Below are 21,884 nucleotides of genomic sequence, written 5' to 3' on the forward strand. Positions count from 1 at the left end.
TTATGAGTATCCCGACTGCCGGTCCCGATTCGACCGTCCCCGGAGAGAACCCCGAAAACCCGAGAGGGTTCGCGCTCTGGGCCGTGTTGCGCCGCGACCCGGCGCGTCCCGACGACCTCGACGGCGCCGACGTCCCGAAAACGGTTCAGGAGCTCGAGGGCGTCGTCGCCGACCTCGACAGGCAGGGTGTCACGACCCGCGGCTTCTACGACGTCTCCGGCCTGCGAGCCGACGCCGATGTCATGATCTGGCTGCACGGTCTCGACGCCGAGACGTTGCAGTGGGGGCTGCGCCAGCTGCGCCGCACCCGCCTGATGGTGGCGTTGCTGCCCACCTGGAACGCGATGGGCGTGCATCGGGACGCCGAGTTCAACCGCTCGCACGTCCCCGGTTTCCTCCGTGGCGAGGAGCCGAGGGGCTGGCTGTGCGTCTACCCGTTCGTGCGCAGCTACGAGTGGTACCTGTTGCCCGAGGAGGATCGCTCCCGGATGTTGGCCGAGCACGGCCGCAAGGGCGCCGCCTTCCGCGGGGTGCTCGCGAACACCGTCGCGAGCTTCGCGCTCGGCGACTACGAGTGGATTCTGCCGCTGGAAGCCGACGAGCTCACCGAACTCGTCGACGTGATGCGCGAACTGCGCTACACGGACGCCCGTCGCCATGTGCGCGAGGAGATCCCCTTCTACACCGGCCGTCGCATCCAGCCGGCCGAGCTCGTGGAGGTGCTCCGATGACGGACGAGGCCCTACCACCAGTGCTGGGCGCGACGCCGGTCGCGGCCGGCGGCCCCGAGCACGTCACCGAGCCGGTCGCGTATGACGCCATCCTGCTCGCCGGCTTCGGCGGCCCCGAGGGCCAGGACGATGTCATCCCGTTCCTCCGCAATGTCACGCGGGGCCGGGGAATCCCCGACGAGCGCCTCGAAGAGGTCGCCCAGCACTACCGCCACTTCGGCGGAGTGAGCCCGATCAACGACCAGAACCGCGCGCTCAAAGCGGCGCTGGAGGCGGAGCTCGCCTCGCGCGGCATCGACCTGCCGGTGCTCTGGGGCAACCGCAACTGGGACCCATACTTCGCGGACGCCCTCGCGGAGGCGGACCAGCGCGGGTTCACCAAGCTCATCGCGGTCGCGACCAGCGCCTACTCCTCCTATTCCAGCTGCCGTCAGTACCGCGAGGATTTCGCCCGCGTGCTGCAGGAGACCGGGCTTGAGGGCCGCATCCAGATCGACAAAGTGCGCCAGTTCTTCGACCACCCCGGTTTTGTCGAGCCGTTCATCGAGGGCGTGAAGAACGCCGTCGATGAGCTGCGTGAGAGGGTGCCGGGGATCGACCCGGCGACCGGCGTGCGCATCCTGTTCTCGACGCACTCCATCCCGTCGACGGACGCTGGCAAGTCCGGTCCGTCCGGGCGGCCCGATTCCGGCGAGCCCTGGGGAGAGGGCGGGGCGTACGTGGCTCAGCACCTCGCGGTCGCGGAGATCGTCTCGCACGAGGCGACCGGCGACACGATCGGCTGGGATCTCGTCTACCAGTCCCGCTCGGGCCCCCCCTCCATGCCGTGGCTCGAACCCGACATCAACGACCGCATCGCCGAGCTGCCCGAGCTGGGCGTCAAGGCCGTCATCATCGTGCCGCTCGGTTTCGTGAGCGATCACATGGAGGTCCTCTGGGACCTCGACACCGAGGCGATGGAGTCGAGCGAGGAGCACGGCCTGCTCGCCGTCCGTGTCCCGACGCCCGGCACCCACGCCAAGTACGTCAAGGGTCTCGTAGATCTGGTGCTTGAGCGCCGCGACGGCCTTCCGGTCGCTCAGCGTCCCTCCCTCACCACGCTCGGCCCCTGGTACGACGTGTGCCGCCCGGGATGCTGCGAGAACGTCCGTCTTGGCTTCAAGCCGGCCGTCGCCGGGCTCGCTCCGTGATCGTCTCCGACGGCCCAGCGCAGCGGCGGCAGGGAGTGCTCCGCCTCGGCACCCGCGGTAGCACACTCGCCGTCGCCCAGACGAAGGCCGTCGCCACCGCCGTCGCGCGCGCGACGGGCTTCGATATCCAGCTGGTCACGGTCACCACCCACGGCGACACCTCGCGCGAATCGCTCTCGGAGCTGGGCGGGACCGGTGTCTTCGCGACCGCGCTGCGGGATGCGCTGCGGAACGACGAGTGCGACCTCGTCGTCCACTCTCTGAAGGATCTGCCGACCACCCCGGCCCCCGGACTCGTGCTCGGCGCGGTGCCGAAGCGCGCCGACGCCCGCGACACCCTGTGCGCTCGCGATGGTCTCCGCTTCGAGGAGCTGCCAGAGGGCGCCCGCATCGGCACGGGTTCGCCCCGCCGGGCGGCTCAGCTCAAGGCGCAGCGCCCCGACCTCGATATCGTGGACATCCGTGGCAATGTCGACACACGGCTGGGCCGAGTGTCCGGGGCGGACCTGGACGCTGTGGCGCTCGCCGCCGCGGGGCTCACCCGCCTCGGCCGTCTCGACGCCGTCACCGACTTCTTCCCCCTGTCGGTCATGCCGACCGCTCCCGGTCAGGGAGCGCTCGCTCTGGAGGTGCGCGAGGGGGACGAACGGGGGCGGGGACCGATCGCCCGCGCGCTCGCCGCCGTCGACCACGCGACCACGCGCGCCGCGACCACCGCCGAGCGCGCCGTGCTGGCCGGCCTCGAAGCCGGCTGCGCCGCCCCGGTCGGCGCGACTGCCATGATCGACGACGGGCTCCTCTTCCTCACAGCGACCGTCTACCGGCCCGACGGCACCGCGCAGCTCACCGCGTCCCACGCCGCGACGCCGGAGTCGTTCGGCGCGGCCCACTTGGACGAGGCCGCCCGCGATGTCGGACAGCGCGTCGTCGCTGAGCTCCTCATCGCGGGCGCGGCCGATCTGGCTCCGCTGAAGGGCATCCGATGACGACGGGATCGGTGCCGAAACCGCTCGCAGGCTGGCGGGTGCTGGTCCCGCGCGGGGGGCCGTGGGGCGACTCCGTCGCGGCGGATCTGCGCGGGATGGGCGCTTCGCCGGTCGTCGCTGCCATGATCAACTTCGCGCCGACAACCGACGCCCCCGCTCTGGAGCAGGCCCTGCAACGTCTGGCCGCCGGCGAGTTCGATTGGGTGACGATCACGAGCGCGACCACGGTGGATGTGCTGAGCGCGTCCCGCGCGGTCGTCCCGCCCCGCACCCGGATCGCCGCCGTCGGAGAGACCACAGCCGCTGCGCTCACCGCTGCGGGCTACAAGATGGATCTCGTGCCCGCGGAGGACAATTCCGCCCTCGGACTGCTCGCCGAGTGGGAAGCCGCCACCCAGGGCCAGGTCCCCCTCCGCATCCTCACGCTCCGTTCCGATATCGCCAAGCCCCTCCTCACCGAGGGGATGCGCCGTATCGGGCACGACGTCGATTCGGTCGTGGCCTACCGCACGATCGGCGTGACCGTGCCGGAGAACGTGGTCGCGTATGTGCGGCAGGGGCTCGTGCAGGCGATCCTCGTCACAAGCGGTTCGGTGGCCGAGCAGGTGCAGGTGCAGCTCGGCCCCATTCCGGAGTCCACGCTGGTCGCGGCCATCGGACCGCGGACGGCGCGCGACGCCCGCGACTACGGTCTGCGGGTGGATGTCGTGGCCGAGGAGCGCACCGCCGCCTCGCTGATCGAAGCGGTCGTGGCGGTGGCCGCCTCCCGTGCGGGCTGAACGCTTCCGCGGCGTAGGGTTGAGCGAGTGAGCGAACTGCACCCCGTCATCAGACCCCGCCGTCTGCGGCAGTCGCCGGCGATGCGGCGTCTCGTGGCCGAGACCCGGCTGCACCCCGCCGAGCTGATCCTCCCCCTCTTCGTGCGCGAGGGCCTGGCTGAGCCGCGGCCGGTCGCGTCCATGCCGGGCGTGGTCCAGCACACGCTGGATTCGCTGAGGCGTGCCGCCTCCGGGGCGGCTGAGGCGGGCGTCGGCGGCATCATGCTGTTCGGTGTGCCGGAGACGCGCGACGCTGCCGGCTCCGCCGCGACCGACCCCGACGGCATCCTGAATGTCGCGACCCGCGCTGTCGCCGCCGAGGTGGGTGACGCGCTCGTCGTGCAGACCGATCTGTGCCTGGACGAGTTCATCGACCACGGCCACTGCGGTGTGCTCGACGAAGCCGGAGCCGTCGACAACGACGCGACTCTGCTGCGCTACCGCGACATGGCGCTCGCGCAGGCCGAGGCCGGCTCCCAAGTGCTCGGCCTCAGCGGCATGATGGACGGTCAGGTCGCCGCCGTGCGCCAGGCGCTGGACGCGGCCGGCCACACGGGGACGGCGCTCCTCGCCTACGCGGCCAAGTACGCCTCCGGCTTCTACGGCCCGTTCCGCGACGCTGTCGACTCCCCGCTCCTCGGCGACCGCCGTGCCTATCAGCAGAACCCGGCCAACCGCCGAGAGGGTCTGCGCGAGGCCCGCCTCGACCTGGACGAGGGCGCAGACATCCTCATGGTGAAGCCGGCGCTGAGCTACCTCGATGTGCTCAGCGACGTCGCCGCCATCAGCGAGGTCTCGGTCTGGGCCTACCAGGTCTCCGGCGAGTACGCGATGGTGGAGGCCGCCGCCGCGAACGGCTGGATCGACCGCGACCGGATCATCGAGGAGACGCTGATCGGCGCCCGCCGGGCGGGGGCCAACGCGATCGTGACCTATTGGGCGGCCGAAGTGGCCGGGTGGCAGCGATGAGCGAGGCGGGCGCACTGGGGCCGGCCGACAGCGTTGCGGTCGGTGAGGCGAACCTCGCGCAGTTCGAGCGCGCGCAGCGGGTCATTCCCGGCGGTGTGAACTCGCCGGTGCGCGCGTTCCGTTCCGTCGGCGGCACGCCGCGGTTCATGATCTTCGCGAACGGGCCGTACATCATGGACGTCGAAGGACGCGAGTACGTCGACCTCGTCGCGTCGTGGGGTCCGGCCATTCTGGGGCACGCGCATCCCGCCGTGGTCTCCGCTGTCCAAGATGCCGCCGCGCGCGGTCTCTCGTTCGGCGCGTCGACCCCGGCCGAGACCGAACTGGCGGAGGCCGTGATCGCGCGGGTCCCGTTCGTGGAGAAGCTCCGGCTCGTCTCCACCGGCACGGAGGCGACGATGACCGCCATCCGGCTCGCCCGCGGCTTCACCGGCCGGCCGCTGCTGATCAAGTTCGCGGGGCACTACCACGGGCACTCCGACGGCCTTCTGACCGAGGCGGGCTCCGGTCTCGCGACGCTGGGGCTGCCGGGCTCCGCCGGTGTGACCGAGGTCACCGCCGCGCAGACGCTCGTGCTCCCCTACAACGATCTGGAGGCCGTCCGCGCCGCGTTCGAGGCGAACGGACCGGACATCGCCGCGGTCATCGCCGAGGCCGCCGCCGCGAACATGGGCGTCGTCCCGCCGGACGAGGGCTTCAACGCGGCCCTCGCCGATCTCGCCCACGAGTTCGGCGCCCTTCTCATCCTCGACGAGGTGCTCACCGGCTTCCGTGTGAGCGAGGCCGGGTTCTGGGGCCTCGACCGCGGCTACACCCCCGACCTCGTCACCTTCGGCAAAGTCATCGGTGGCGGGATGCCGCTCGCCGCGGTCGGCGGCCGTGCCGAGCTCATGGACGTCCTCGCCCCGGCCGGTCCCGTTTACCAGGCCGGCACGCTCTCCGGCAACCCGGTCGCCGTCGCCGCCGGTCTCGCAACGCTGGCCCACGCCGACGAGGCGGTCTACGACCGGTTGGATCTCGTGGCCGAGATTCTCTCCGCGGGCGTTTCCGACGCCCTCACCGCCGAGGGCGTCGCCCACCGCGTGCAGCGGGCGGGCAACCTCTTCAGCTTCGTCTTCCGCGACGTCGCCGCCGCGCCGCGCACCTACGCCGAGGTGCAGCGGCAGGAGGCGTTCCGCTATCGGGCCTTCTTCCACGCGATGCTCGACGCCGGGGTGTCCCTGCCGCCGAGTGTGTTCGAGGCGTGGTTCGTGACCGCCGCGCACGATGACGTGGCGGTGGGCCGCGTCCTGGACGCGTTGCCCGCTGCTGCGCGGGCCGCTGCCGCTGCCTGATCGTCCTCCGAACCCCGTTTCCGTTGCCCGTCGAGAAGGGAGGAGAGCGGGGCGAGAGCAGGACGTGGAGGAAGAGCGAGCGCTGGTGGCTGGCTCTCCTCCGTTTGCGACGGGACGACCCGGCGCGGAGGCCGACGGGACACGGGAGGGGCGTTCGATGCGGGCGGTCCGAGCCTCAGTCCTCCGTCGGCGACGGCTCCCGGGTCAGCGACTCCACGAAGGTGTATGTCGCGCCCTCCGGCCAGCCGTCGGCGTCCAGCAGCGCGTACACGTCGAACTCGAGCCCTCCGCCGCCGCCGGCCGGTCGGCGCAGGATACGGGGCGGTGAGTCCGACGCCGAGTACACGGTGACCGTCCGCGGTTCCGCGCCGGAACGCAGAAGGCGGGCGTGGAAGGCGATCGTCCGGGTCACCCGACCACTTTCTCACAGCCGCCGCACCGTCCTGTCCGGGTGTCGATCCTGTCCGGTTTCCAAGGAACGGTTATCGCTTTGTTGAGGTTCGCTCTCCCCGTCCGGGGGCGGGCTTGGCAGGATAGAGGCTATGGCCAACCTGCATGTTCACCCTGACCGATGGGAGATCCATCTCACGCGGGCCGAGAAAGCGTTGGCCTTGCGCCGGGAGAATCTTGTGATCCCCCGCGAGAGCATCCGCTCGGTCGCCATCACGGAGGACCCGTGGATCTGGATTCGCGGCATCCGCGCTCCCGGCACCGCCGTCCCGCTCACGCTCTCCGTCGGCACCTGGAAGTTCCACGGCGGCAAAGATTTCCTGCTCATCAAGGGCAAACAGCGCGCCGCTGTCGTGGTCGACCTGGACGGCGAGGAGTTCTCCCGCGTGATCGTCTCCTCGCCGCACGCCGCGAAGCTCGTCGAGGCTCTGCGGGTGGATGTCTCCGATATCCCGGGCGACGGCGGGTAGCCGGTTCGGGTTCTCGTCAGGCAGACGTCACCGATCCTACCATATAAAGTTTCACGTTTGAAACGTTATGCAAAGAATTTATACCGTGGTCACATTCCCTGTGAATGTGAAGGATGAAGCCTGTGAAACTTATAAAAATCGTCGCCACGGCGGCTGCGGCCGCTGTCCTCGGGTCGCTCGGCGCTGCCCCCGCGAGCGCGGTGACGGTCGTTCCCGACGTCTTGGCGCGTGTCGCCGACCCTGCGCTGCGCACATGCATCCAGGAAGAGCTGAACGATTCGGCCATCCCGTCCCAGCAGTTTCTGGTCGAGTGGATTTACTCACTGGACTGCGATTCACGGGGTGTGAAGACGGTCGCAGGGCTGGAGGTGTTTCCACGGCTCACCTACCTCAACCTTCAAAACAACTTCAAAACAACCGGATCACGGATATCTCCCCTCTGGCGAAAGTGCCGACGCTGACGGGGGTCGTTCTGGACAACAATCTGATCGCCGACATCAGTGCAGTCAAGAACATGCGTTCTCTGGAGAACCTCCAGATGTCGAACGACGAGCCCCGCCCTGAGCGCAATAGCGTGACGGATCTGCGCCCCCTGAAGAATCACCCGAAGTTGAAGACGCTTTTCATTGAGAACCAGCAGATCGGCTACGCGAACGGTAAGAGCACCGCGCTCCTGCACGCCATCGATCGCGACGGGAAGCGAATTCCCTTCCAGACGGGCGTCGGTGGGTATCAGCCCGCAGTGGGCCGGGCGGACTTCACGAACATCAACGAGATCCGCACCGCTGGCAGGGACATCTACAGCGGGGTGATCACCAAGCGTACGAGCCGGGAAGGCGATCTGTTCGGTGCGTTCACTGATGTGCGGGTGGGGGCGAAGTTCTCTGATTCGATTCAGTGGATGGCTGACTCGAAGCTGAGCACGGGCACTGCGACCGAGTCGGGGCCGGTCTACGGTCCCAAGGAGTCCCTGACCCGCGCGGCGATGGCTGCGTTCCTTTTCCGCCGTGCTGGTGCGCCGTCCAGCTATAAGGCTCCGGCTAAGAGTCCTTTCACCGATGTCCCGACGAAGCACAAGTTCTACCGTGAGATCACGTGGCTGCGTGGGTCGGGCATCACGACGGGCTATGCCGACGGTACGTTCCGTCCGGAGAGTCCTATTTCGCGGGAGGCGACAGCGGCGTTCCTGTATCGGCTGGGTGGGTTCTAACAGTGGTCGCAACACTCATGGATGGTGTGTTTGTTCTAGCAGCGTAGTGAAGAGGGTGTTCGGGGTCTTCCAGCCGAGGATTTTGCGGGGTCGGTTGTTGAGTTCGGCGGCGACGAGGGCGAGCTCTTTCGGGGTGTGTGTTCTGAGGTCGGTGCGTTTGGGGAAGTAGTCCCGCAAGAGCCGATTCGTGTTCTCGTTGCTGCCGCGCTGCCAGGGCGAGTGCGGGTCGCAGGAGTAGATTCTCGTTCCTGTTGCGCGGCTGATCTCTTCATGTCTCGCCATTTCCCAGCCCTGGTCCCAGGTGATTGAGCGGCGTAGTTCGGGCGGGAGCGCCGCGAGAGCAGGGACGAGCTGATCGCGGAGGCTCTCGGATCTGTTGACAGCGTCAACAGGCAACAGGAGAGTGAACCGGGTCGTTCGCTCGACGAGTGTGGCAATCGCCGAACGGTTGCCGAGCCCCATGATGAGGTCGCCTTCCCAGGCTCCGGGGACGCTGCGGTCCGTGGGCGCGAACGGACGGTCATGGATCGTGAGCGCAGCGTTGAATCGGATCCTGCGCCGGGCGATCACGCGGGGTGCTTTGCGTCTGTCGCGTTTGGTGCGCAGCATTCGGCAGAGTTCGCGCGGGAGTGCGCCGCCGCGGTAGTCGTAGAGGTCGCGGTAAATCGTCTCATGCACCACGCGCATGCTCGGATCGTCAGGATGCTGCTGACGCAGGTGCTGACAGATCTGAACGGGACTCCAATACTTCTTCAACAGCCCACGGATCTCCTGCTGCAATCGGGGGTTGGAGGCGATCTTCCCCGGCCGGTCACGGGCACGGCGACTCCTCGCGAGCCGGTGCGCATGGAACGGTCGATACTTCCCCAGTGATCCCGCGATTGCGGCGCACTTCCCGGCTGATTGTCGACGGTGCTCGTCCCAGGTCGGCTGCGATACTGCGGATGCTCGCGCCCGTCCTGAGTTGGTCGGCGATCCTCACCCGCTCGTCCTCCGATAAGAACCGGGCCGAGACCGTCGTCACCACCGGAACCTCATCGATCGGCGGATAGTAACGCACTTTGCCCGTGACCAGGTCGCGATGTTTCCACCCGTTCCGCCAGTTGTTGCCCAGCTTGCGGCGAATCCCGAGCATCCGGCAGATCTCGGAGGTGTTCATTCCCTGCCGCCACAACTCGATATATCATGCACGCTCGGCCGACATCGGTGCCGGCCCGGTCATCTTCTGCGACGTCCTTACAAGTGTCATAACAACTCCCGAAACTAGCCGGTGTTGCGACCACTGTTAGAACCCACCAGAGGCCACCGGCTCGGCGATGCGCGGGCGATGCGAGGATGGGCGCATGGCCAGAGCGAAGATCCCCGACGAACAGGGCGGCCCGGCGGTGCGCGCGGCGCTGTCCGGGGGCGCCGACCGGAACACCACGGCGACGGCGGTCCGCTACCTCCTTCAGCTGCTCGCCGAGCGGGCGCCGGGCGGCACCGTGGAAGTGCGCGTGCCGCCGTTCGGAGCCGTGCAGTGCATCCCAGGGCCGCGCCACACGCGCGGCACCCCGCCGAACGTGATCGAGACGGACGCGGCGACCTGGCTGGCGCTCGCCTCGGGCGGTCTCGGCTGGGAGGCCGTTCTCGCCTCCGGCGTGGTCCACGCCTCCGGCCAGCGCGCCTCCCTCGACGGGTTATTGCCGCTGCGCTTCTGACCCGGGCGATCGCACAGCCGCGGTGCGGGAGAATGGAGGTATGAGTGTGAACCTGGAGGAGTCCGCCGTGTCTGGCGCCCAGCCTGCGCCGGACGCGCATGCCGCCACCACCCCGGAGGAGTCGTCGGAGTCGTCCCCCGGGGAGCGCGCCACGGTCACCGAGGACGCGGTCCGTGTGCAGCGCTCGCCGCGGTATTTCCGCTTCATGCTGACCGGCGCCGTCGTTTTCGCCATCGTCGCCCTCGTCCTGACGTTCTCCTTCCCGGAGAATCCGGTCTACGACCGCGGCGCTGTCTTCGGCTTCCTGCTGGCCATCGGCGTCGCGCTCGGCGTCGCGCTCGGCGCGGTCGCCGCACTGACCGCCGACCGTGCGGCCGCCCGCAGGGCCCGCACCGTGCGGGCGGATAGAATCGACGTGCGCGTCGGCGACGACAGCTGAAACGACGGAAAGGGGTCCGCTGTGGCCGGAGGAGACGGTCGTCTCAGCCATGATCTGCTGCCCGGCGAGAAGGGCCCGCAGGACGCCTGCGGTGTCTTCGGCGTATGGGCTCCCGGCGAGGAGGTCGCGAAGCTCAGCTACTTCGGCCTCTATGCGTTGCAGCACCGCGGCCAGGAGTCAGCGGGAATCGCCACCAGCGATGGCGAGAAGATCCTTATCTACAAGGACATGGGCCTCGTCTCCCAGGTCTTCAACGAGAACGCGCTCAACTCGCTGACCGGCCACATCGCCGTCGGTCACACGCGCTATTCGACCACCGGCGCCTCCAGCTGGCAGAACGCGCAGCCGACCCTCGGCTCCACCTCCGGCGGCACGGTCGCGCTCGGGCACAACGGCAATCTGACGAACACCGCCGAGTTGATGGAGCTGGTGCAGGAGCGCTACCCGGCGCACGACGGCGAGCTCTCCCGCGGCAACACGACCGACACCGCCGTCGTCACCGCCCTGCTCACCGGCGATCTCGACCACACTCTCGAAGCGACGGCGCTGGAGGTCCTGCCGCGTCTGCGCGGGGCGTTCTGTCTCGTCTTCATGGACGAGCACACGCTCTACGCCGCCCGCGACCCGCAGGGCGTCCGCCCGCTGGTGCTCGGCCGCCTGGAGCGCGGCTGGGTCGTCGCGTCGGAGACCGCGGCGCTCGACATCGTCGGTGCGAGCTTCGTGCGCGAGGTCGAGCCGGGCGAGTTCATCGCCATCGACGAGAACGGCCTGCGCAGCAGCCGCTTCGCCGCCGAGAAGCGCGCGGGATGCGTCTTCGAATACGTCTACCTCGCCCGCCCCGACACCACCATCGCCGGCCGCGGCGTCTACGAGGCGCGGGTTGAGATGGGCCGCCAGCTCGCGCGCGAGCACGAGGTGGAGGCCGATCTGGTCATCCCGACGCCCGAGTCCGGCACGCTCGCCGCGATCGGCTATGCGCAGGCCGCCGGCATCCCGTTCGGCCAGGGTCTCGTGAAGAACTCGTACGTCGGCCGCACGTTCATCCAGCCGTCGCAGACCATCCGCCAGCGCGGGATCAAGCTGAAGCTGAACCCCCTCAAGGACGTCATCAAGGGCAAGCGGCTCGTTGTCGTGGACGACTCGATCGTCCGCGGCAACACGCAGCGTGCGCTGGTCTCGATGCTGCGCGAGGCCGGAGCGGCGGAGGTGCATGTGCGCATCTCAAGCCCGCCCATCACCTGGCCGTGCTTCTACGGAATCGACTTCGCCTCCCGCGCGGAGCTCATCGCCACCGGCCTCGGCGTCGAGGAAGTGCGCCAGTCCATCGGCGCCGACTCCCTCGGCTATCTCTCCGAGGACGGGATGATCGCCGCCACCGAGCAGCCCCGCGAGCGCCTCTGCACCGCGTGCTTCACCGGCGTCTACCCGATCGCGCTCCCCGCCGCCCGGCACCTCGGCAAGAACCTGCTGGAGCGCCCGGCGGCGGAGGGCGCTGCCGGCACCGGCGACGGCTGCGAGCCGGGCCCGGACTCGGAGTACGAGCGCCTGCTGGCGTTCGGGGACCCGGGACGGCAGGAGTAAGGGGCTCAGGCTCCGATCGGTCGCGCAGCCAGGCGAGCGCCGCCGCGGGTTCCCCGGCTTGGAAGGGCCGCAGGGTGGGAGTCCCCCGCAGTGCGGCGAGCAGCGACGACGCAGGAAGCCGGCGGCGAGTCCCGCGAGGACGCCGTCCACGATGCGTGCGCGGCCGGAGCGCTCGACCAGGATGGTGCCGGCCCGGTCCCGATAGCATGGACCGGTGATCGAACCCTTCGCTTCCTCGTCCTCCTATGCCGCAGCCGGTGTCGACACCGCCGCCGGTGACCGTGCCGTCGAGCTGATGAAGGCCGCTGTCTCCCGCACTCACGGGGCCGAAGTGTTCGGCGGTTTCGGCGGTTTCGCCGGGCTGTTCGACGTGTCCGCGCTGAAGGGGTTCCGGCGTCCGCTGCTGGCGACCTCCACCGACGGCGTCGGCACGAAGGTCGCCATCGCCCAGGCCATCGGCAAGCACGACACCATCGGCCAGGACCTGGTCGGGATGGTCGTGGACGACATCGTCGTGGTCGGCGCCCGGCCGCTGTTCATGACCGACTACATCGCGTGCGGCCGGGTGGTCCCGGAGCGCATCGCCGCGATCGTCGAGGGCATCGCACGCGCTTGCGCCGCGACCGGCACGGCCCTCATCGGCGGTGAGACCGCTGAGCATCCCGGCCTGCTCGGACCCGACGACTACGATGTGGCGGGCGCGGCGGCCGGGGCGGTCGAGGCCGACGCGCTGCTCGGTGCGGAGCGGGTTCGCGACGGAGACACCGTGCTCGCGATGGCGTCCTCCGGTCTGCACTCGAACGGCTTCTCCCTCGTCCGTCACATCCTCGCAGGACGCGGCATCGCTTTCACCGACGACCTGCCCGAGTTCGGCGGCCTCGTGGGCGAGGCCCTCCTCGAACCGACGCGCCTCTACACGGCGCCCCTGCTCCGCGTCCTCCAGGACCCGGCGCTCGGCGCGGGCGTCCACTCGCTCAGCCACGTCACCGGCGGTGGCATCGCGGCCAACCTGGCGCGCGTCCTCCCAGTTGGATCGTGGGTCGAGGTCGACCGGTCCAGCTGGTCGCCGTCGTCCGTCTTCCGGGTGCTGACCGCGCTCTCGGGCAGCACCCTCGAGTCCACCGAGGGAACCTGGAACCTGGGCATCGGGATGTTCGCGGTGGTGTCGCCGGAGAGCGCCGGTGCGATCGCCGCGGCGCTGACCGCGGCCGGCATCCCGACCTGGGCGGCGGGGACGGTCTCGACCGCCGCGCGTGACCTCGCCGGTTTCGAGCAGGGCGCGAAGGGTGTGCAGGGCGGGACCGTGCGGCTCGTGGGGGCATACTCCGGCTGAGTCTCTTCACCCGTCCTCCGGAAGACGCCCGGGGAGGCTCCGTGGCCACCGCGGACGGTCTTGCCTCGACGGGGAAGGACAGCTGCCGCACCGCGCAGGGTCTCTCGGCCCCGTGGGGTCAGGCGCGGTTGGGGGTCTCCGTGGGAGAGGTGTCCTCCGCGCCGTAGTCGCCGTACTCGTCGCCCGGCTCGTAGTCGGCCCACTTGGCGTACTGGTCGGCGTCGTCGTGGGAGTGCCCGGTCAGCTCACGTTCCAGTTCGTCGTAGTTCACGTCCGGACTGAACGATTTCAGCTGGCGAGCGATCTTCGTGTGCTTCGCCTTTTGACGGCCGCGCCCCATGCGTGACCCCCTTTTGGTCCCGGCCCGGGGATGGCGCCCGGGGATCGAATCAGAAACAGTGAAAACTAGCGTCGAGTTTAGCATGCGACCCCTCGTAGACCCGGAGTTCGCCCACAGCGAGAGATGATGAAATAGTTGCGTGACCGCAACGATGACCGATGCTTCCGTAGTGATCGTCGGCGCGGGTCAGGCGGGCCTCGCCGTCGCCTACTACCTGCGTCGGTTCGATCTGACGCCGGGGCGGGAGTTCGTCCTCTTCGACCGCGGTCCGGGCGCGGGAGGGGCCTGGCAGCACCGCTGGGACGCGCTCCGGCTCGGCAGCGCCCATCACGTCAACGATCTCCTGGGGATGTCCGAGGTCGGTCTCAGCTTCGAGACCGCCGACCGTTCTCTGCCCGCCAAGGACATCGTCTCCGGCTACTACTGCCGCTACGAGGAGCACTTCGGTCTGGAGGTGCAGCGTCCCGTCTCGGTGGACAGCGTCTTCGACCGCGGCGCCGATCTCGTCGTGCGGCACAGCGCGGGCGAGACCACCACGAGGATCGTGGTCAATGCGACCGGGACCTGGGGGCGCCGTTCATCCCGTGGTATCCCGGGATGAACGACTTCGCGGGACGTCACCTGCACACCTCGACCTATCTGAGCTCCGAAGAGCTCGCCGGCCAGTCGGTCGTCGTCGTCGGCGGAGGGACGAGCGCGATCGGCTTCCTCCTGGAGCTTGAGGGAGTCGCTGCGTCCCTCACCTGGGCGACCCGTCGCCCGGTCGACTTCCGCGATGAGTCGGAGCTGACGATCGAGGGCGGCGTCGCCGCGGTGGCGCACCAGGATGCCGCGGCCCGTGCCGGTGAAGCCCTGCCGAGCATCGTCAGCGGCACCGGCGTCGCCCGCACGCGGCGCATCGCCGCGGGCATCGATCGCGGCCTGCTGGTGGAGCGGCCCATGTTCTCCCGGATCGAGGCCGGCGGCGTGCGCTGGGAGGATGGGACGTTCGCCGAAGCGCAGACGATCATCTGGGCCACCGGCTTCCGGCCGGAGCTTCGCCACCTGGCCCCGCTCAAGCTCCGGGACAGGGCCGGCGGTCTCACCGTCGCGTCGGGGGTGTCTTGGCAGGACCCGCGGATATTCCTCGCCGGGTACGGGCCGCAGGCGAGCACCATCGGCGCGAACCGTGCCGGGCGCGTGATAGCCCGGCAGATCATGGCGCAGCTCTAGCCATCGCTTCCTCAGTTCTTCCCGCCGACACGCCGCAGCGGGCCGGAAGAACTGAGGAAGCGAGGGGTGGCTATGAATTCCCCGAGTGCGCTTGCGCGAGTCAAACTCGCGATATAGCGTGAACTCGTCAATATCGCGATATAGCGCGATTCATCGAGGGTCTGACCAGGCCACGATGCGAGGGAGAAGCAGAACAATGGCACAGGAGAAGTGGCTGATCCAGCCCGGCGAGAGCCGCACGATCGACATCGAGGTCGTGCGTTCGCTCAAGATCGGACTGCTCGGCGGGCAGATCGACCTCATCGGGCACGACGAGCCGACGGCGCGGGTCGAGGTCCACTCGGTCACCGGGCGCGAGCTCAAGGTGACGATCGACGGCGACAAGCTGGAGATCGACCACCCCCAGCTGCGCTGGGACAACTTCATCGAGGTCTTCAAATCGATGCGTTCGAGCGCGCGCGTCGATGTCAGTGTGCTGGTGCCGCGGGATGTGGCGCTCACCTTCGGCGTCGTCTCGGCGAGCGCGCTCGTCTCGGGGCTCGTCACGGACGCACGGCTGAGCACGGTCTCCGGCGATCTCGTCATCGATGAGCTCTCGGGCGACATCGAACTCAACTCGGTGAGCGGCGAGCTCTCCGCCCGCGGACACACCGGGCGCATCGCCGCCCACACGGTCTCGGGCGGTGTCACGGCGGCCGGGGCCATCACCCGCTTCACCGCCGACGGTGTCTCCGCCGATCTGCTCCTGGACATCTCCGGAACCCCGGACGAGATCCAGATCAACACGGTGACGGGGGACACGACCATCCGGCTCCCGGAGGCGCTCGGCGCGCGTTACCGTGCCAACACCGTCTCGGGGCGCGTGCAGCTCGACAACACGCTCCTCGTCGGCTCCGTCGGAAAGGGGTACACGGCGACCACGGGCAGCCTGGAGGGTTCGTGGGTCGACATCTCCGTCAACTCCGTCTCGGGGAACATCTCCGTGCTGCGCAGCGCGACGCGGGGCGCAGAGGAGCTCGCATGAGCCCGGTCTTCGCGCACGGCAGCCTTCGGCTGTACCTCCTCAGTCTGCTCGCGGAGTCGCCGAAGCACGGCTATGAGCTCATCCAGGCGCTCACTGCCCGGTTCGGGGGCACCTACAGCCCGAGCGCGGGGACGATCTACCCGCGGCTCGCGAAACTGGAGGAGGAGGGACTCGTAACGAAGACCGTCGACGGTCGAAAGGCCGTCTATGCGATCACGGACGCCGGCCGGGCCGAGCTCGCCGCGCGCGAGCACGAGCTGGATGCGATCGAGGAGGAGGTGACCGACTCGGTTCGCCGGCTCGCCGACGAGGTCCGTGCCGGGGTGGACGAAGCGATGCGCGCGCTGCGCGCCGAACTCGCCTCCGCGGCCCGTGAGGCCAGGAGGGACGCCACCCGCGTCGACTCCCGGCAGGAGGCGCGGGACACGGCCCGGGATGCCCGGGCCGCTGCGAACGCCGCCGTCCGGGACGCCGAGGCTGCGATCGCCGACTTCCGTCAGCACCTCCGCACCGACCTGCGGACCCAGGCCGCTCGCGGCGCCCTCTCCGGTGAGATCGTGCCGCTCATCGTGTCGGAGCTGGACCGTGTTCGCCGCACCATCGCCGAGGCGCTGAGCCGGCGCTGAGCTGTCTGCGAGGCGCTGTCTGCGAGGCGCGGGGAGAGTCTCGGCATGCTCCCCTCGCTCTCCCGGAGGCTCCTCAGGACCCGTTGATCGCCCACCCTCCGCAGGAGTCCGCGGGGGGTGGGGTGGCGGCGGCGCGAACTCGATCCACGATAGAGCCGCGGCCGGACACCCCCTCGACGGGCCGACTTGACAGCGGTTCGGCAGAGAGTAGTCTCAACCCTCGTGACCAATGAGGGGAGATCCCCGAAGCGGTGGTTGATCGGCGACCCGCTTCCCAGCGAAAAGCTCGAAGGACAGCTGCTCCCGAAGCACCTCGCCTTACCCATCTTCGCCTCCGACGCTCTCTCGAGCGTCGCGTACGCTCCGCAGGAACTTCTGATGATCCTGCTGCTCGGCGGTTTGGCGTTCCTCTCTTTCGCACCGTGGGTGGCCGCGGCGGTGGTCGTGCTGCTCGTGACGGTGGTTCTCAGCTACCGGCAGCTTGTCAAGGCGTACCCCTCCGGCGGCGACTACGAGGTCGCGCACAAGAATCTCGGCGAGAAGGCGGGGCTCGTGGTCGCCTCCGCTCTGCTTGTGGACTACGTGCTCACCGTGGCCGTCTCCGTCGCCTCGGGGGTGGACAATGTCATCTCGGCGCTGCCCGTCCTCGCATCCTGGCGGGTCGAGCTCGCCGTCCTGTGCGTCATCGTCCTCGTCGCCGTGAACCTCCGGGGCGTGCGCGAGTCGAGCAAGGCGTTCGCCCTGCCGACCTACATCTTCATCGGCAGCATCCTCGTCATGATCGTGACAGCCCTGATCCGCACGGCGCTCGGGGCGGCGCCCGTCGCGGAGTCCGCCGGCTACACGGTCCACGCGTCCAGCCTCACGCAGGCCGCGATGGTTCTTCTCCTGCTGCGCGCGTTCTCGAGCGGGTGCTCCGCCCTCACCGGTGTGGAGGCGGTGGCGAACGGGGTGCCCGCTTTCCGCAGGCCCAAGATCCGGAACGCCCGCGCCACGCTCGGGATGATGGGCGGCATCGCGATCCTCCTGTTCGCCGGCCTCACCGCGACCGCGCTCATCTCCGGCGTCCACTACGCCGAGAACCCCTGTGACCTCCAGGGCTGGGCTCAGTGCGCGACCGCCCCGCAGCGCTCGCTCATCGCTCAGCTCGCCGCCGCCACGTTCGGCAACAACACGATCTTCTTCTTCATCGTGCAGGCGGCGACCGCCATCGTCCTCCTGCTCGCGGCGAACACCGCGTTCAACGGGTTCCCGCTGCTGGGCTCGGTCCTGGCCCGCGAATCCTACGCGCCCAAGGCCCTGAACACCCGCGGCGACCGCCTCGTGTACTCGAACGGGATGATCCTGCTGGCGCTGGCCGCCTCCCTCCTGCTGCTCGTCTACCAGGCGAACCTGACGAGTCTCATCCAGCTCTACATCATCGGCATCTTCGTCTCGTTCACACTCGGGCAGTCCGGGATGGTGAAGCACTGGATCACGCTGCTGCGCGGCAGCGGCAAGGCCCGCGTCGAGACGCTGACCCGCTGGGAGCGCAGCAGCATCGTCCGCTCCCTCTGCATCAACGCGTTCGGCGCGACGCTGACCTTCGTGGTGCTCATCGTCGTCACGATCACGAAATTCACGCATGGCGCGTATCTCGTCTTCCTCTTCATGCCCGTTCTGTGGTTCCTCATGCTCGGCGTGAACCGCTACTACCGCGATGTGGAGAAGGAGATCGAGGTCGATCCCTCCACCACCTTCGGCAGCGTCGGCGACCACGCGATCGTCCTCGTCGGCAGGATGCAGAAGCCGGCGCTCAAAGCCCTCGACTACGCGATCGCCGCCCGGCACGATTCGATCGAGGCGGTGCATGTCTCGATCGACGAGGAAGCGACGCAGAAGCTGCAACGGCAGTGGGTCGAGCAGAACATCCATGTGCCGCTCACGATCATCGAATCCCCGTACCGCGAGTTCGGGATTCCGCTGATCAAGTACCTCAAGCATCGCCGCGAGCAGCACGGCTCCGAGGTCGTCACCGTCTATTTGCCGCAGTACATCGTGGGCCACTGGTGGGAGTCGCTTCTGCACAACCACCGTGCGTCGCGCCTCGCCAAGCGGCTCATGCTGTGCCGGGGTGTCACGGTGGCGCTCGTGCCCTGGCTGCTCGGTTCGTCGTCGCTGATCTACGGACGCCGGTCGCGCCCGCTTCCGGGGCAGGACCGGCGCGGGGAGCCGGTGCGTCCGGTCGCGCGGCTGCCGCTGACGCCGGCGTCGAACGCCGGGGTGAGCGTCCACCTTCACGCGCGCCCGGTCTCGATGGGCGAACCGGGGGCTCCCGTCTTGGAGAAGCCGGTCGCTCAGGCTCCCGGGTCCCCGGCCGCGGGGACCGTCAAAGAACCGGCGAAGGCGAAGCGCTGAGCCGTTTGACCTTGACGTAGCGTAAACCTCTACGGTGGATCTCGCAGCCCGGAGAGAGGAGCGGCCGTGGACACGGACTGGAGCATCCAGGACATCGCCCGCATCGCCGGCACGACCAGCAGGACTCTGCGCCACTACGACTACATCCGTCTCCTGCCGCCGAGCCGGATCGGTGCGAACGGCTACCGCCGCTACGATCGCGATGCTCTCGTGCGGTTGCAGCGCATCCTGCTGCTGCGCGACCTCGGACTCGGCCTGCCGGCCATCCGCCGTGCGCTCGCGGACCGCCGGGATGCCGCCTCCGCCCTGCGCGACCACCTCGGGTGGCTGCGCGGGGAACGGGAACGGCTGGCGCGCCAGATCGCGTCGGTCGAGGCGACCATCGCCGCCATCGAGAAAGGAGAAGAGCTCATGGCTGAGGACATGTTCGACGGGTTCGACCACACGCAGCACAAAGACGCCGTCGAGGAGCGCTGGGGCACGGAGGCGTATGCCGCCTCCGACTGCTGGTGGCGGGGGATGGCTCCCGCTGAGCGCGCCTCGTGGCAGGAGCGGCAGCGGGCGCTCGCCGCCGACTGGGTGGAGGCGGCCTCCCGCGGTGTCGCCCCGGAGTCGGAGGAAGCGCAGGCGCTCGCCCGCCGCCACGCCGAGTGGCTCGCGGGCATCCCGGGCACACCCGGCCACGGCCGGGGCGGACCGCCCGCGGCCTATCTGACCGGTCTCGGCGAGCTTTATGTCGCTGACCCGCGGTTCGCTGCGAACTACGGCGGTGCGGCCGGTGTGGCCTTCGTGCGCGACACGCTGCGGCTCTACGCGGCTGTGCGCCGGGACGGGGGCGCGTCTCGATAGCGCTCGGGCTCCGGCGCTGGTGGGGAATGGCGACCTGTCTGGGTTCTCATCGATGGCCGCTGAGCCTTGTGTCCGCTGAGTCCTTGTCCCAGCAGGAAGACGGCGATGCTGTCCTGGTCGTGTTCTGGGAATCCATGAGATAACAGAAAGAACCCGGCAGGTGCGGTCTCCGCGTGCTTAGCATCGATGCGGGGTGGCACTGAGAGAGACGGTGCCGACGCCATTTGCTCACTTTCTCCTGATGAGAGGACACACGATGAAGGTTCGGAATCTTGTGAAGGGGTTCGTTGCGATGGGTGCTGTCTGTGCGCTCACGGTGGGGGCTTCGGTGGCAGCGGATGCTGCGACTGTCCCGCGGGTGGCGGTGGACGCTCCCACGGTAACGGCCATCTTCACCGGCCAGGAGAGCGCCGGCAGCTTCTTCTCCATCGAGGTCACTCGCAACGGCTCCGTGCCGCTTCCCGGCGCTGAGTCGTCCGACGGCGATGTCTACACGAGCGGGAAGCACTTCGCGGGGTTCTTCCCGTTCGATGGCAGGTCCTCGGCGGATTACACCGTTCCCGGTACCTACACGGCGACGCTCGTTCCTCTCTCTGGCGATGTCTCGCACCTGGTGTGCGGGGTCATCGAGAACAGCAAGCGTGTCGATCTGGAGGTGGCCGACCCCACCGCGAGCAGCGTCACCTGTACCTGGACCGTGAAGTGACCTGAGCGCCCTGTGCGCCGATCGCTGCCTCAGCCGGCCACCTCGGGCTGAGCCCGGGCATTCGGTCCCGGCGTCAGGGTTCTGATCGGCACAGCGGGAACGCGATCCTTGGCTGTCCGTGCCTCCAGGATGTGATCCTGTGTCCGGGACGCCGGCCATCGCTTCCCGCTGACCATCAGACGGCGGCGAGACGGCGACACCCCCGCGCCCCGGAACCGCCCCGCACCTTCCGGAGCCCTCTCCGATCGCCCGGAGATATCCGAGATCGCGGAGCCGCCTCCGAGAACGCAGGCAATGCCGCAGAACCGGTCAGGGGCCGTCTGCGGCCTCGATGCGGCCGATGGCCTGGTGGCGCGTCACCGCGTCGCCGGCCTCGGCCAGACGGCGGAGAACGCCGTCCGTGGCGGCTTTCACCGGAGCCTCCATTTTCATCGCTTCGATCGTCGCCACGGTCTCTCCTGCGGAGACGAGGCTTCCCTCCTCCGCAGTCCAGGCGCTGATCGTGCCCGAGAAAGGAGCGACGATCGCGTTCGGGTCGGTTCCGGCGTCGTCCGCGGGGGCGGTCGCCGCCTCCGCCGGCTCCGTGCCGCCGGCTGAACACGGACAGGAAGGAGACGGAGGTGAAGGCCGCACCGATGACGCTCGAAATGCCGGCCGCCCAGAGCACGAGCCCGAACGCGCGCATGCCGAGCTCCCCTGCCGCCGCCTCGAACGCCTGGGCGGCGGGGTTGCCCGCGAGGTCGAGGGTCACACCGCTCGCGGTGACGCCGAGGAAGGCGAGGAAGAGGACGTAGCGCATGACGCCGGTGACCGCGATGCCGGTGAACGCCGAGCGGGTGATCTCGCGCTGGTGCTCGACACCGGAGACGCCCGAGTCGAGCAGTTTGTGGGCGCCGGCGTAGGTGATGTACCCGCCGACCGTGCCGCCGACGATGGTGGTGATCATAGCGAAGTCGATCGTGTCCGGGAGCACCGTCTGCCGCAGGGCCTCCCCGATCGGTGGGTTCCGATGACGGCGACGATGACGGTCAGCACGATCATGAGCAGCCCGAGCACGATCATCGCGCGGTCCATCGCCACACCGGCCCGCTTGACCAGGAAGATGACGATGGCGAGCAGCGTGCTGACGAGGCCGCCGATCTTGGGGTCGAGCCCCAGGAGGGCGTTGAGGCCGAGCGCCGCCCCGGCGATGTTGCCGATGTTGAAGACGAGGCCGCCGAACACCACGAGCACCGCCAGCACGTAGCCGCTGAACGGGATGGCCGCGTTCGCGAGCTCCGCCGCGCGCTTACCGCTGACCGTGATGAACCGCCAGATATTGGCCTGCACCACGAAGTCGATGAGGATCGAGACCAGGATGCCGAAGGCGAAAGCCGCCCCGAGCGTGGCCGTGAACGTCGCGGTCTGGGTGATGAAGCCCGGGCCGATCGCGCTCGTGTGGCCATCATGAAGATCGCGCCGATGAGGGAGCCGCGCCGGGCTTTCACGAAGCCGACCGTGCCGCTGGCCACGGTGGCCG

At 69.0% G+C, this 21,884-nt stretch carries 22 protein-coding genes and 2 pseudogenes; 20 read left to right on the forward strand and 4 right to left on the reverse strand.

The genetic code is table 11. The features are described 5' to 3' along the window. The first annotated feature begins 2 nt into the window (after positions 1 to 2). The 6 genes from hemQ to hemL all read left to right on the forward strand — a co-directional run bounded on the left by hemQ (position 3) and on the right by hemL (position 6,028). Entirely contained in the window at positions 3 to 731 is a 729-nt protein-coding gene (hemQ, locus tag O159_RS00545; protein WP_021753839.1) for a hydrogen peroxide-dependent heme synthase, read from the forward strand. Beyond that, entirely contained in the window at positions 728 to 1,921 is a 1,194-nt protein-coding gene (locus O159_RS00550) for a ferrochelatase (RefSeq protein ID WP_043993400.1), read from the forward strand. The genes hemQ and O159_RS00550 overlap by 4 nt, the downstream gene beginning before the upstream one ends. Continuing rightward, positions 1,918 to 2,907: a hydroxymethylbilane synthase gene (gene hemC / locus O159_RS00555; RefSeq protein WP_021753841.1), complete on the forward strand. Its 990-nt coding sequence runs from the start codon at positions 1,918 to 1,920 to the stop codon at positions 2,905 to 2,907. Before O159_RS00550 ends, hemC begins: the two co-directional genes overlap by 4 nt. Continuing rightward, the gene (locus O159_RS00560) at positions 2,904 to 3,686 is read left to right on the forward strand and encodes a uroporphyrinogen-III synthase (protein WP_021753842.1); all 783 of its coding nucleotides are present in this window, start codon (positions 2,904 to 2,906) and stop codon (positions 3,684 to 3,686) included. The genes hemC and O159_RS00560 overlap by 4 nt, the downstream gene beginning before the upstream one ends. Positions 3,687 to 3,767: 81 nt before the next feature. Next, on the forward strand, positions 3,768 to 4,694 hold the full coding sequence (gene hemB / locus O159_RS00565; protein WP_043993849.1) for a porphobilinogen synthase: 927 nt from the start codon (positions 3,768 to 3,770) through the stop codon (positions 4,692 to 4,694). After that, the gene (hemL, locus tag O159_RS00570; protein ID WP_081689911.1) at positions 4,691 to 6,028 is read left to right on the forward strand and encodes a glutamate-1-semialdehyde 2,1-aminomutase; all 1,338 of its coding nucleotides are present in this window, start codon (positions 4,691 to 4,693) and stop codon (positions 6,026 to 6,028) included. The genes hemB and hemL overlap by 4 nt, the downstream gene beginning before the upstream one ends. A 175-nt stretch (positions 6,029 to 6,203) precedes the next feature. Here hemL and O159_RS00575 read toward each other — a convergent pair whose 3' ends face one another. Then, the gene (locus O159_RS00575) at positions 6,204 to 6,440 is read right to left on the reverse strand and encodes a hypothetical protein (protein ID WP_021753845.1); all 237 of its coding nucleotides are present in this window, start codon (positions 6,438 to 6,440) and stop codon (positions 6,204 to 6,206) included. A gap of 217 nt (positions 6,441 to 6,657) precedes the next feature. Here O159_RS00575 and O159_RS00580 point away from each other — a divergent pair, with 217 nt between their 5' ends. The 3 genes from O159_RS00580 to O159_RS00590 all read left to right on the forward strand — a co-directional run bounded on the left by O159_RS00580 (position 6,658) and on the right by O159_RS00590 (position 8,158). After that, a complete protein-coding gene (locus O159_RS00580; protein WP_236609507.1) occupies positions 6,658 to 6,948 on the forward strand; it encodes a hypothetical protein in 291 nt (96 codons plus the stop codon). Between the two features lie 122 nt (positions 6,949 to 7,070). Beyond that, the gene (locus tag O159_RS15395) at positions 7,071 to 7,409 is read left to right on the forward strand and encodes a hypothetical protein (RefSeq protein WP_021753847.1); all 339 of its coding nucleotides are present in this window, start codon (positions 7,071 to 7,073) and stop codon (positions 7,407 to 7,409) included. Then, entirely contained in the window at positions 7,397 to 8,158 is a 762-nt protein-coding gene (locus O159_RS00590; RefSeq protein WP_021753848.1) for an S-layer homology domain-containing protein, read from the forward strand. The genes O159_RS15395 and O159_RS00590 overlap by 13 nt, the downstream gene beginning before the upstream one ends. A 15-nt stretch (positions 8,159 to 8,173) precedes the next feature. Here O159_RS00590 and O159_RS00595 read toward each other — a convergent pair. Beyond that, a pseudogene (locus tag O159_RS00595) lies at positions 8,174 to 9,317 on the reverse strand (IS30 family transposase). Positions 9,318 to 9,501: 184 nt separating this feature from the next. Between O159_RS00595 and O159_RS00600 the strand changes: the two are divergent. From O159_RS00600 to purM, 4 genes are all read left to right on the forward strand, one after another. Continuing rightward, on the forward strand, positions 9,502 to 9,858 hold the full coding sequence (locus O159_RS00600) for a sterol carrier family protein (RefSeq protein WP_021753849.1): 357 nt from the start codon (positions 9,502 to 9,504) through the stop codon (positions 9,856 to 9,858). 40 nt (positions 9,859 to 9,898) lie between these two features. Continuing rightward, the gene (locus tag O159_RS15145) at positions 9,899 to 10,297 is read left to right on the forward strand and encodes a hypothetical protein (RefSeq protein WP_021753850.1); all 399 of its coding nucleotides are present in this window, start codon (positions 9,899 to 9,901) and stop codon (positions 10,295 to 10,297) included. A 21-nt stretch (positions 10,298 to 10,318) separates the two neighbouring features. Next, complete coding sequence (gene purF, locus O159_RS00610) at positions 10,319 to 11,878, forward strand: amidophosphoribosyltransferase (RefSeq protein ID WP_021753851.1); 1,560 nt, start codon at positions 10,319 to 10,321, stop codon at positions 11,876 to 11,878. Positions 11,879 to 12,092: 214 nt separating this feature from the next. After that, positions 12,093 to 13,211: a phosphoribosylformylglycinamidine cyclo-ligase gene (gene purM / locus O159_RS00615; protein ID WP_021753852.1), complete on the forward strand. Its 1,119-nt coding sequence runs from the start codon at positions 12,093 to 12,095 to the stop codon at positions 13,209 to 13,211. Between the two features lie 118 nt (positions 13,212 to 13,329). Here purM and O159_RS00620 read toward each other — a convergent pair whose 3' ends face one another. Beyond that, on the reverse strand, positions 13,330 to 13,551 hold the full coding sequence (locus tag O159_RS00620) for a DUF3073 domain-containing protein (protein ID WP_021753853.1): 222 nt from the start codon (positions 13,549 to 13,551) through the stop codon (positions 13,330 to 13,332). Positions 13,552 to 13,702: 151 nt separating this feature from the next. On the opposite strand from O159_RS00620, the gene O159_RS15400 reads away from it, so the two are divergent. From O159_RS15400 to O159_RS00650, 7 genes are all read left to right on the forward strand, one after another. After that, the gene (locus tag O159_RS15400; protein ID WP_236609508.1) at positions 13,703 to 14,152 is read left to right on the forward strand and encodes an NAD(P)-binding domain-containing protein; all 450 of its coding nucleotides are present in this window, start codon (positions 13,703 to 13,705) and stop codon (positions 14,150 to 14,152) included. Continuing rightward, positions 14,149 to 14,763, forward strand: a complete 615-nt coding sequence (locus O159_RS15405) for a hypothetical protein (RefSeq protein WP_236609509.1) — start codon at positions 14,149 to 14,151, stop codon at positions 14,761 to 14,763. Before O159_RS15400 ends, O159_RS15405 begins: the two co-directional genes overlap by 4 nt. A gap of 196 nt (positions 14,764 to 14,959) precedes the next feature. Beyond that, a complete protein-coding gene (locus tag O159_RS00630) occupies positions 14,960 to 15,787 on the forward strand; it encodes a DUF4097 family beta strand repeat-containing protein (RefSeq protein ID WP_021753854.1) in 828 nt (275 codons plus the stop codon). Next, positions 15,784 to 16,413 (forward strand): PadR family transcriptional regulator, encoded by a 630-nt coding sequence (locus tag O159_RS00635; RefSeq protein ID WP_021753855.1) that lies wholly within the window; start codon positions 15,784 to 15,786, stop codon positions 16,411 to 16,413. The genes O159_RS00630 and O159_RS00635 overlap by 4 nt, the downstream gene beginning before the upstream one ends. A gap of 255 nt (positions 16,414 to 16,668) precedes the next feature. Further along, positions 16,669 to 18,810: an APC family permease gene (locus O159_RS00640; protein ID WP_021753856.1), complete on the forward strand. Its 2,142-nt coding sequence runs from the start codon at positions 16,669 to 16,671 to the stop codon at positions 18,808 to 18,810. Positions 18,811 to 18,876: 66 nt separating this feature from the next. Further along, positions 18,877 to 19,659: a MerR family transcriptional regulator gene (locus O159_RS00645; RefSeq protein ID WP_021753857.1), complete on the forward strand. Its 783-nt coding sequence runs from the start codon at positions 18,877 to 18,879 to the stop codon at positions 19,657 to 19,659. A 256-nt stretch (positions 19,660 to 19,915) separates the two neighbouring features. Next, a complete protein-coding gene (locus O159_RS00650; RefSeq protein ID WP_021753858.1) occupies positions 19,916 to 20,365 on the forward strand; it encodes a hypothetical protein in 450 nt (149 codons plus the stop codon). 586 nt (positions 20,366 to 20,951) lie between these two features. On the opposite strand, the pseudogene O159_RS15410 reads toward O159_RS00650, so the two are convergent. Next, a pseudogene (locus tag O159_RS15410) lies at positions 20,952 to 21,813 on the reverse strand (NRAMP family divalent metal transporter); the annotation flags it as partial. Between the last annotated feature and the right edge of the window lie 71 nt (positions 21,814 to 21,884).

It is taken from the genome of Leifsonia xyli subsp. cynodontis DSM 46306 (assembly GCF_000470775.1).
Taxonomy (GTDB): domain Bacteria; phylum Actinomycetota; class Actinomycetes; order Actinomycetales; family Microbacteriaceae; genus Leifsonia; species Leifsonia cynodontis.

Coding starts and splice junctions, on each gene's coding strand:
- hemQ (WP_021753839.1), top strand. CDS start 3: ATGAGTATCCCGACTGCCGGTCCCGATTCGACCGTCCCCGGAGAGAAC.
- O159_RS00550 (WP_043993400.1), top strand. CDS start 728: ATGACGGACGAGGCCCTACCACCAGTGCTGGGCGCGACGCCGGTCGCG.
- O159_RS00560 (WP_021753842.1), top strand. CDS start 2,904: ATGACGACGGGATCGGTGCCGAAACCGCTCGCAGGCTGGCGGGTGCTG.
- hemB (WP_043993849.1), top strand. CDS start 3,768: ATGCGGCGTCTCGTGGCCGAGACCCGGCTGCACCCCGCCGAGCTGATC.
- hemL (WP_081689911.1), top strand. CDS start 4,691: ATGAGCGAGGCGGGCGCACTGGGGCCGGCCGACAGCGTTGCGGTCGGT.
- O159_RS00600 (WP_021753849.1), top strand. CDS start 9,502: ATGGCCAGAGCGAAGATCCCCGACGAACAGGGCGGCCCGGCGGTGCGC.
- O159_RS15145 (WP_021753850.1), top strand. CDS start 9,899: ATGAGTGTGAACCTGGAGGAGTCCGCCGTGTCTGGCGCCCAGCCTGCG.
- O159_RS00620 (WP_021753853.1), bottom strand. CDS start 13,551: ATGGGGCGCGGCCGTCAAAAGGCGAAGCACACGAAGATCGCTCGCCAG.
- O159_RS15400 (WP_236609508.1), top strand. CDS start 13,703: ATGACCGATGCTTCCGTAGTGATCGTCGGCGCGGGTCAGGCGGGCCTC.
- O159_RS15405 (WP_236609509.1), top strand. CDS start 14,149: ATGAACGACTTCGCGGGACGTCACCTGCACACCTCGACCTATCTGAGC.
- O159_RS00630 (WP_021753854.1), top strand. CDS start 14,960: ATGGCACAGGAGAAGTGGCTGATCCAGCCCGGCGAGAGCCGCACGATC.
- O159_RS00635 (WP_021753855.1), top strand. CDS start 15,784: ATGAGCCCGGTCTTCGCGCACGGCAGCCTTCGGCTGTACCTCCTCAGT.
- O159_RS00650 (WP_021753858.1), top strand. CDS start 19,916: ATGAAGGTTCGGAATCTTGTGAAGGGGTTCGTTGCGATGGGTGCTGTC.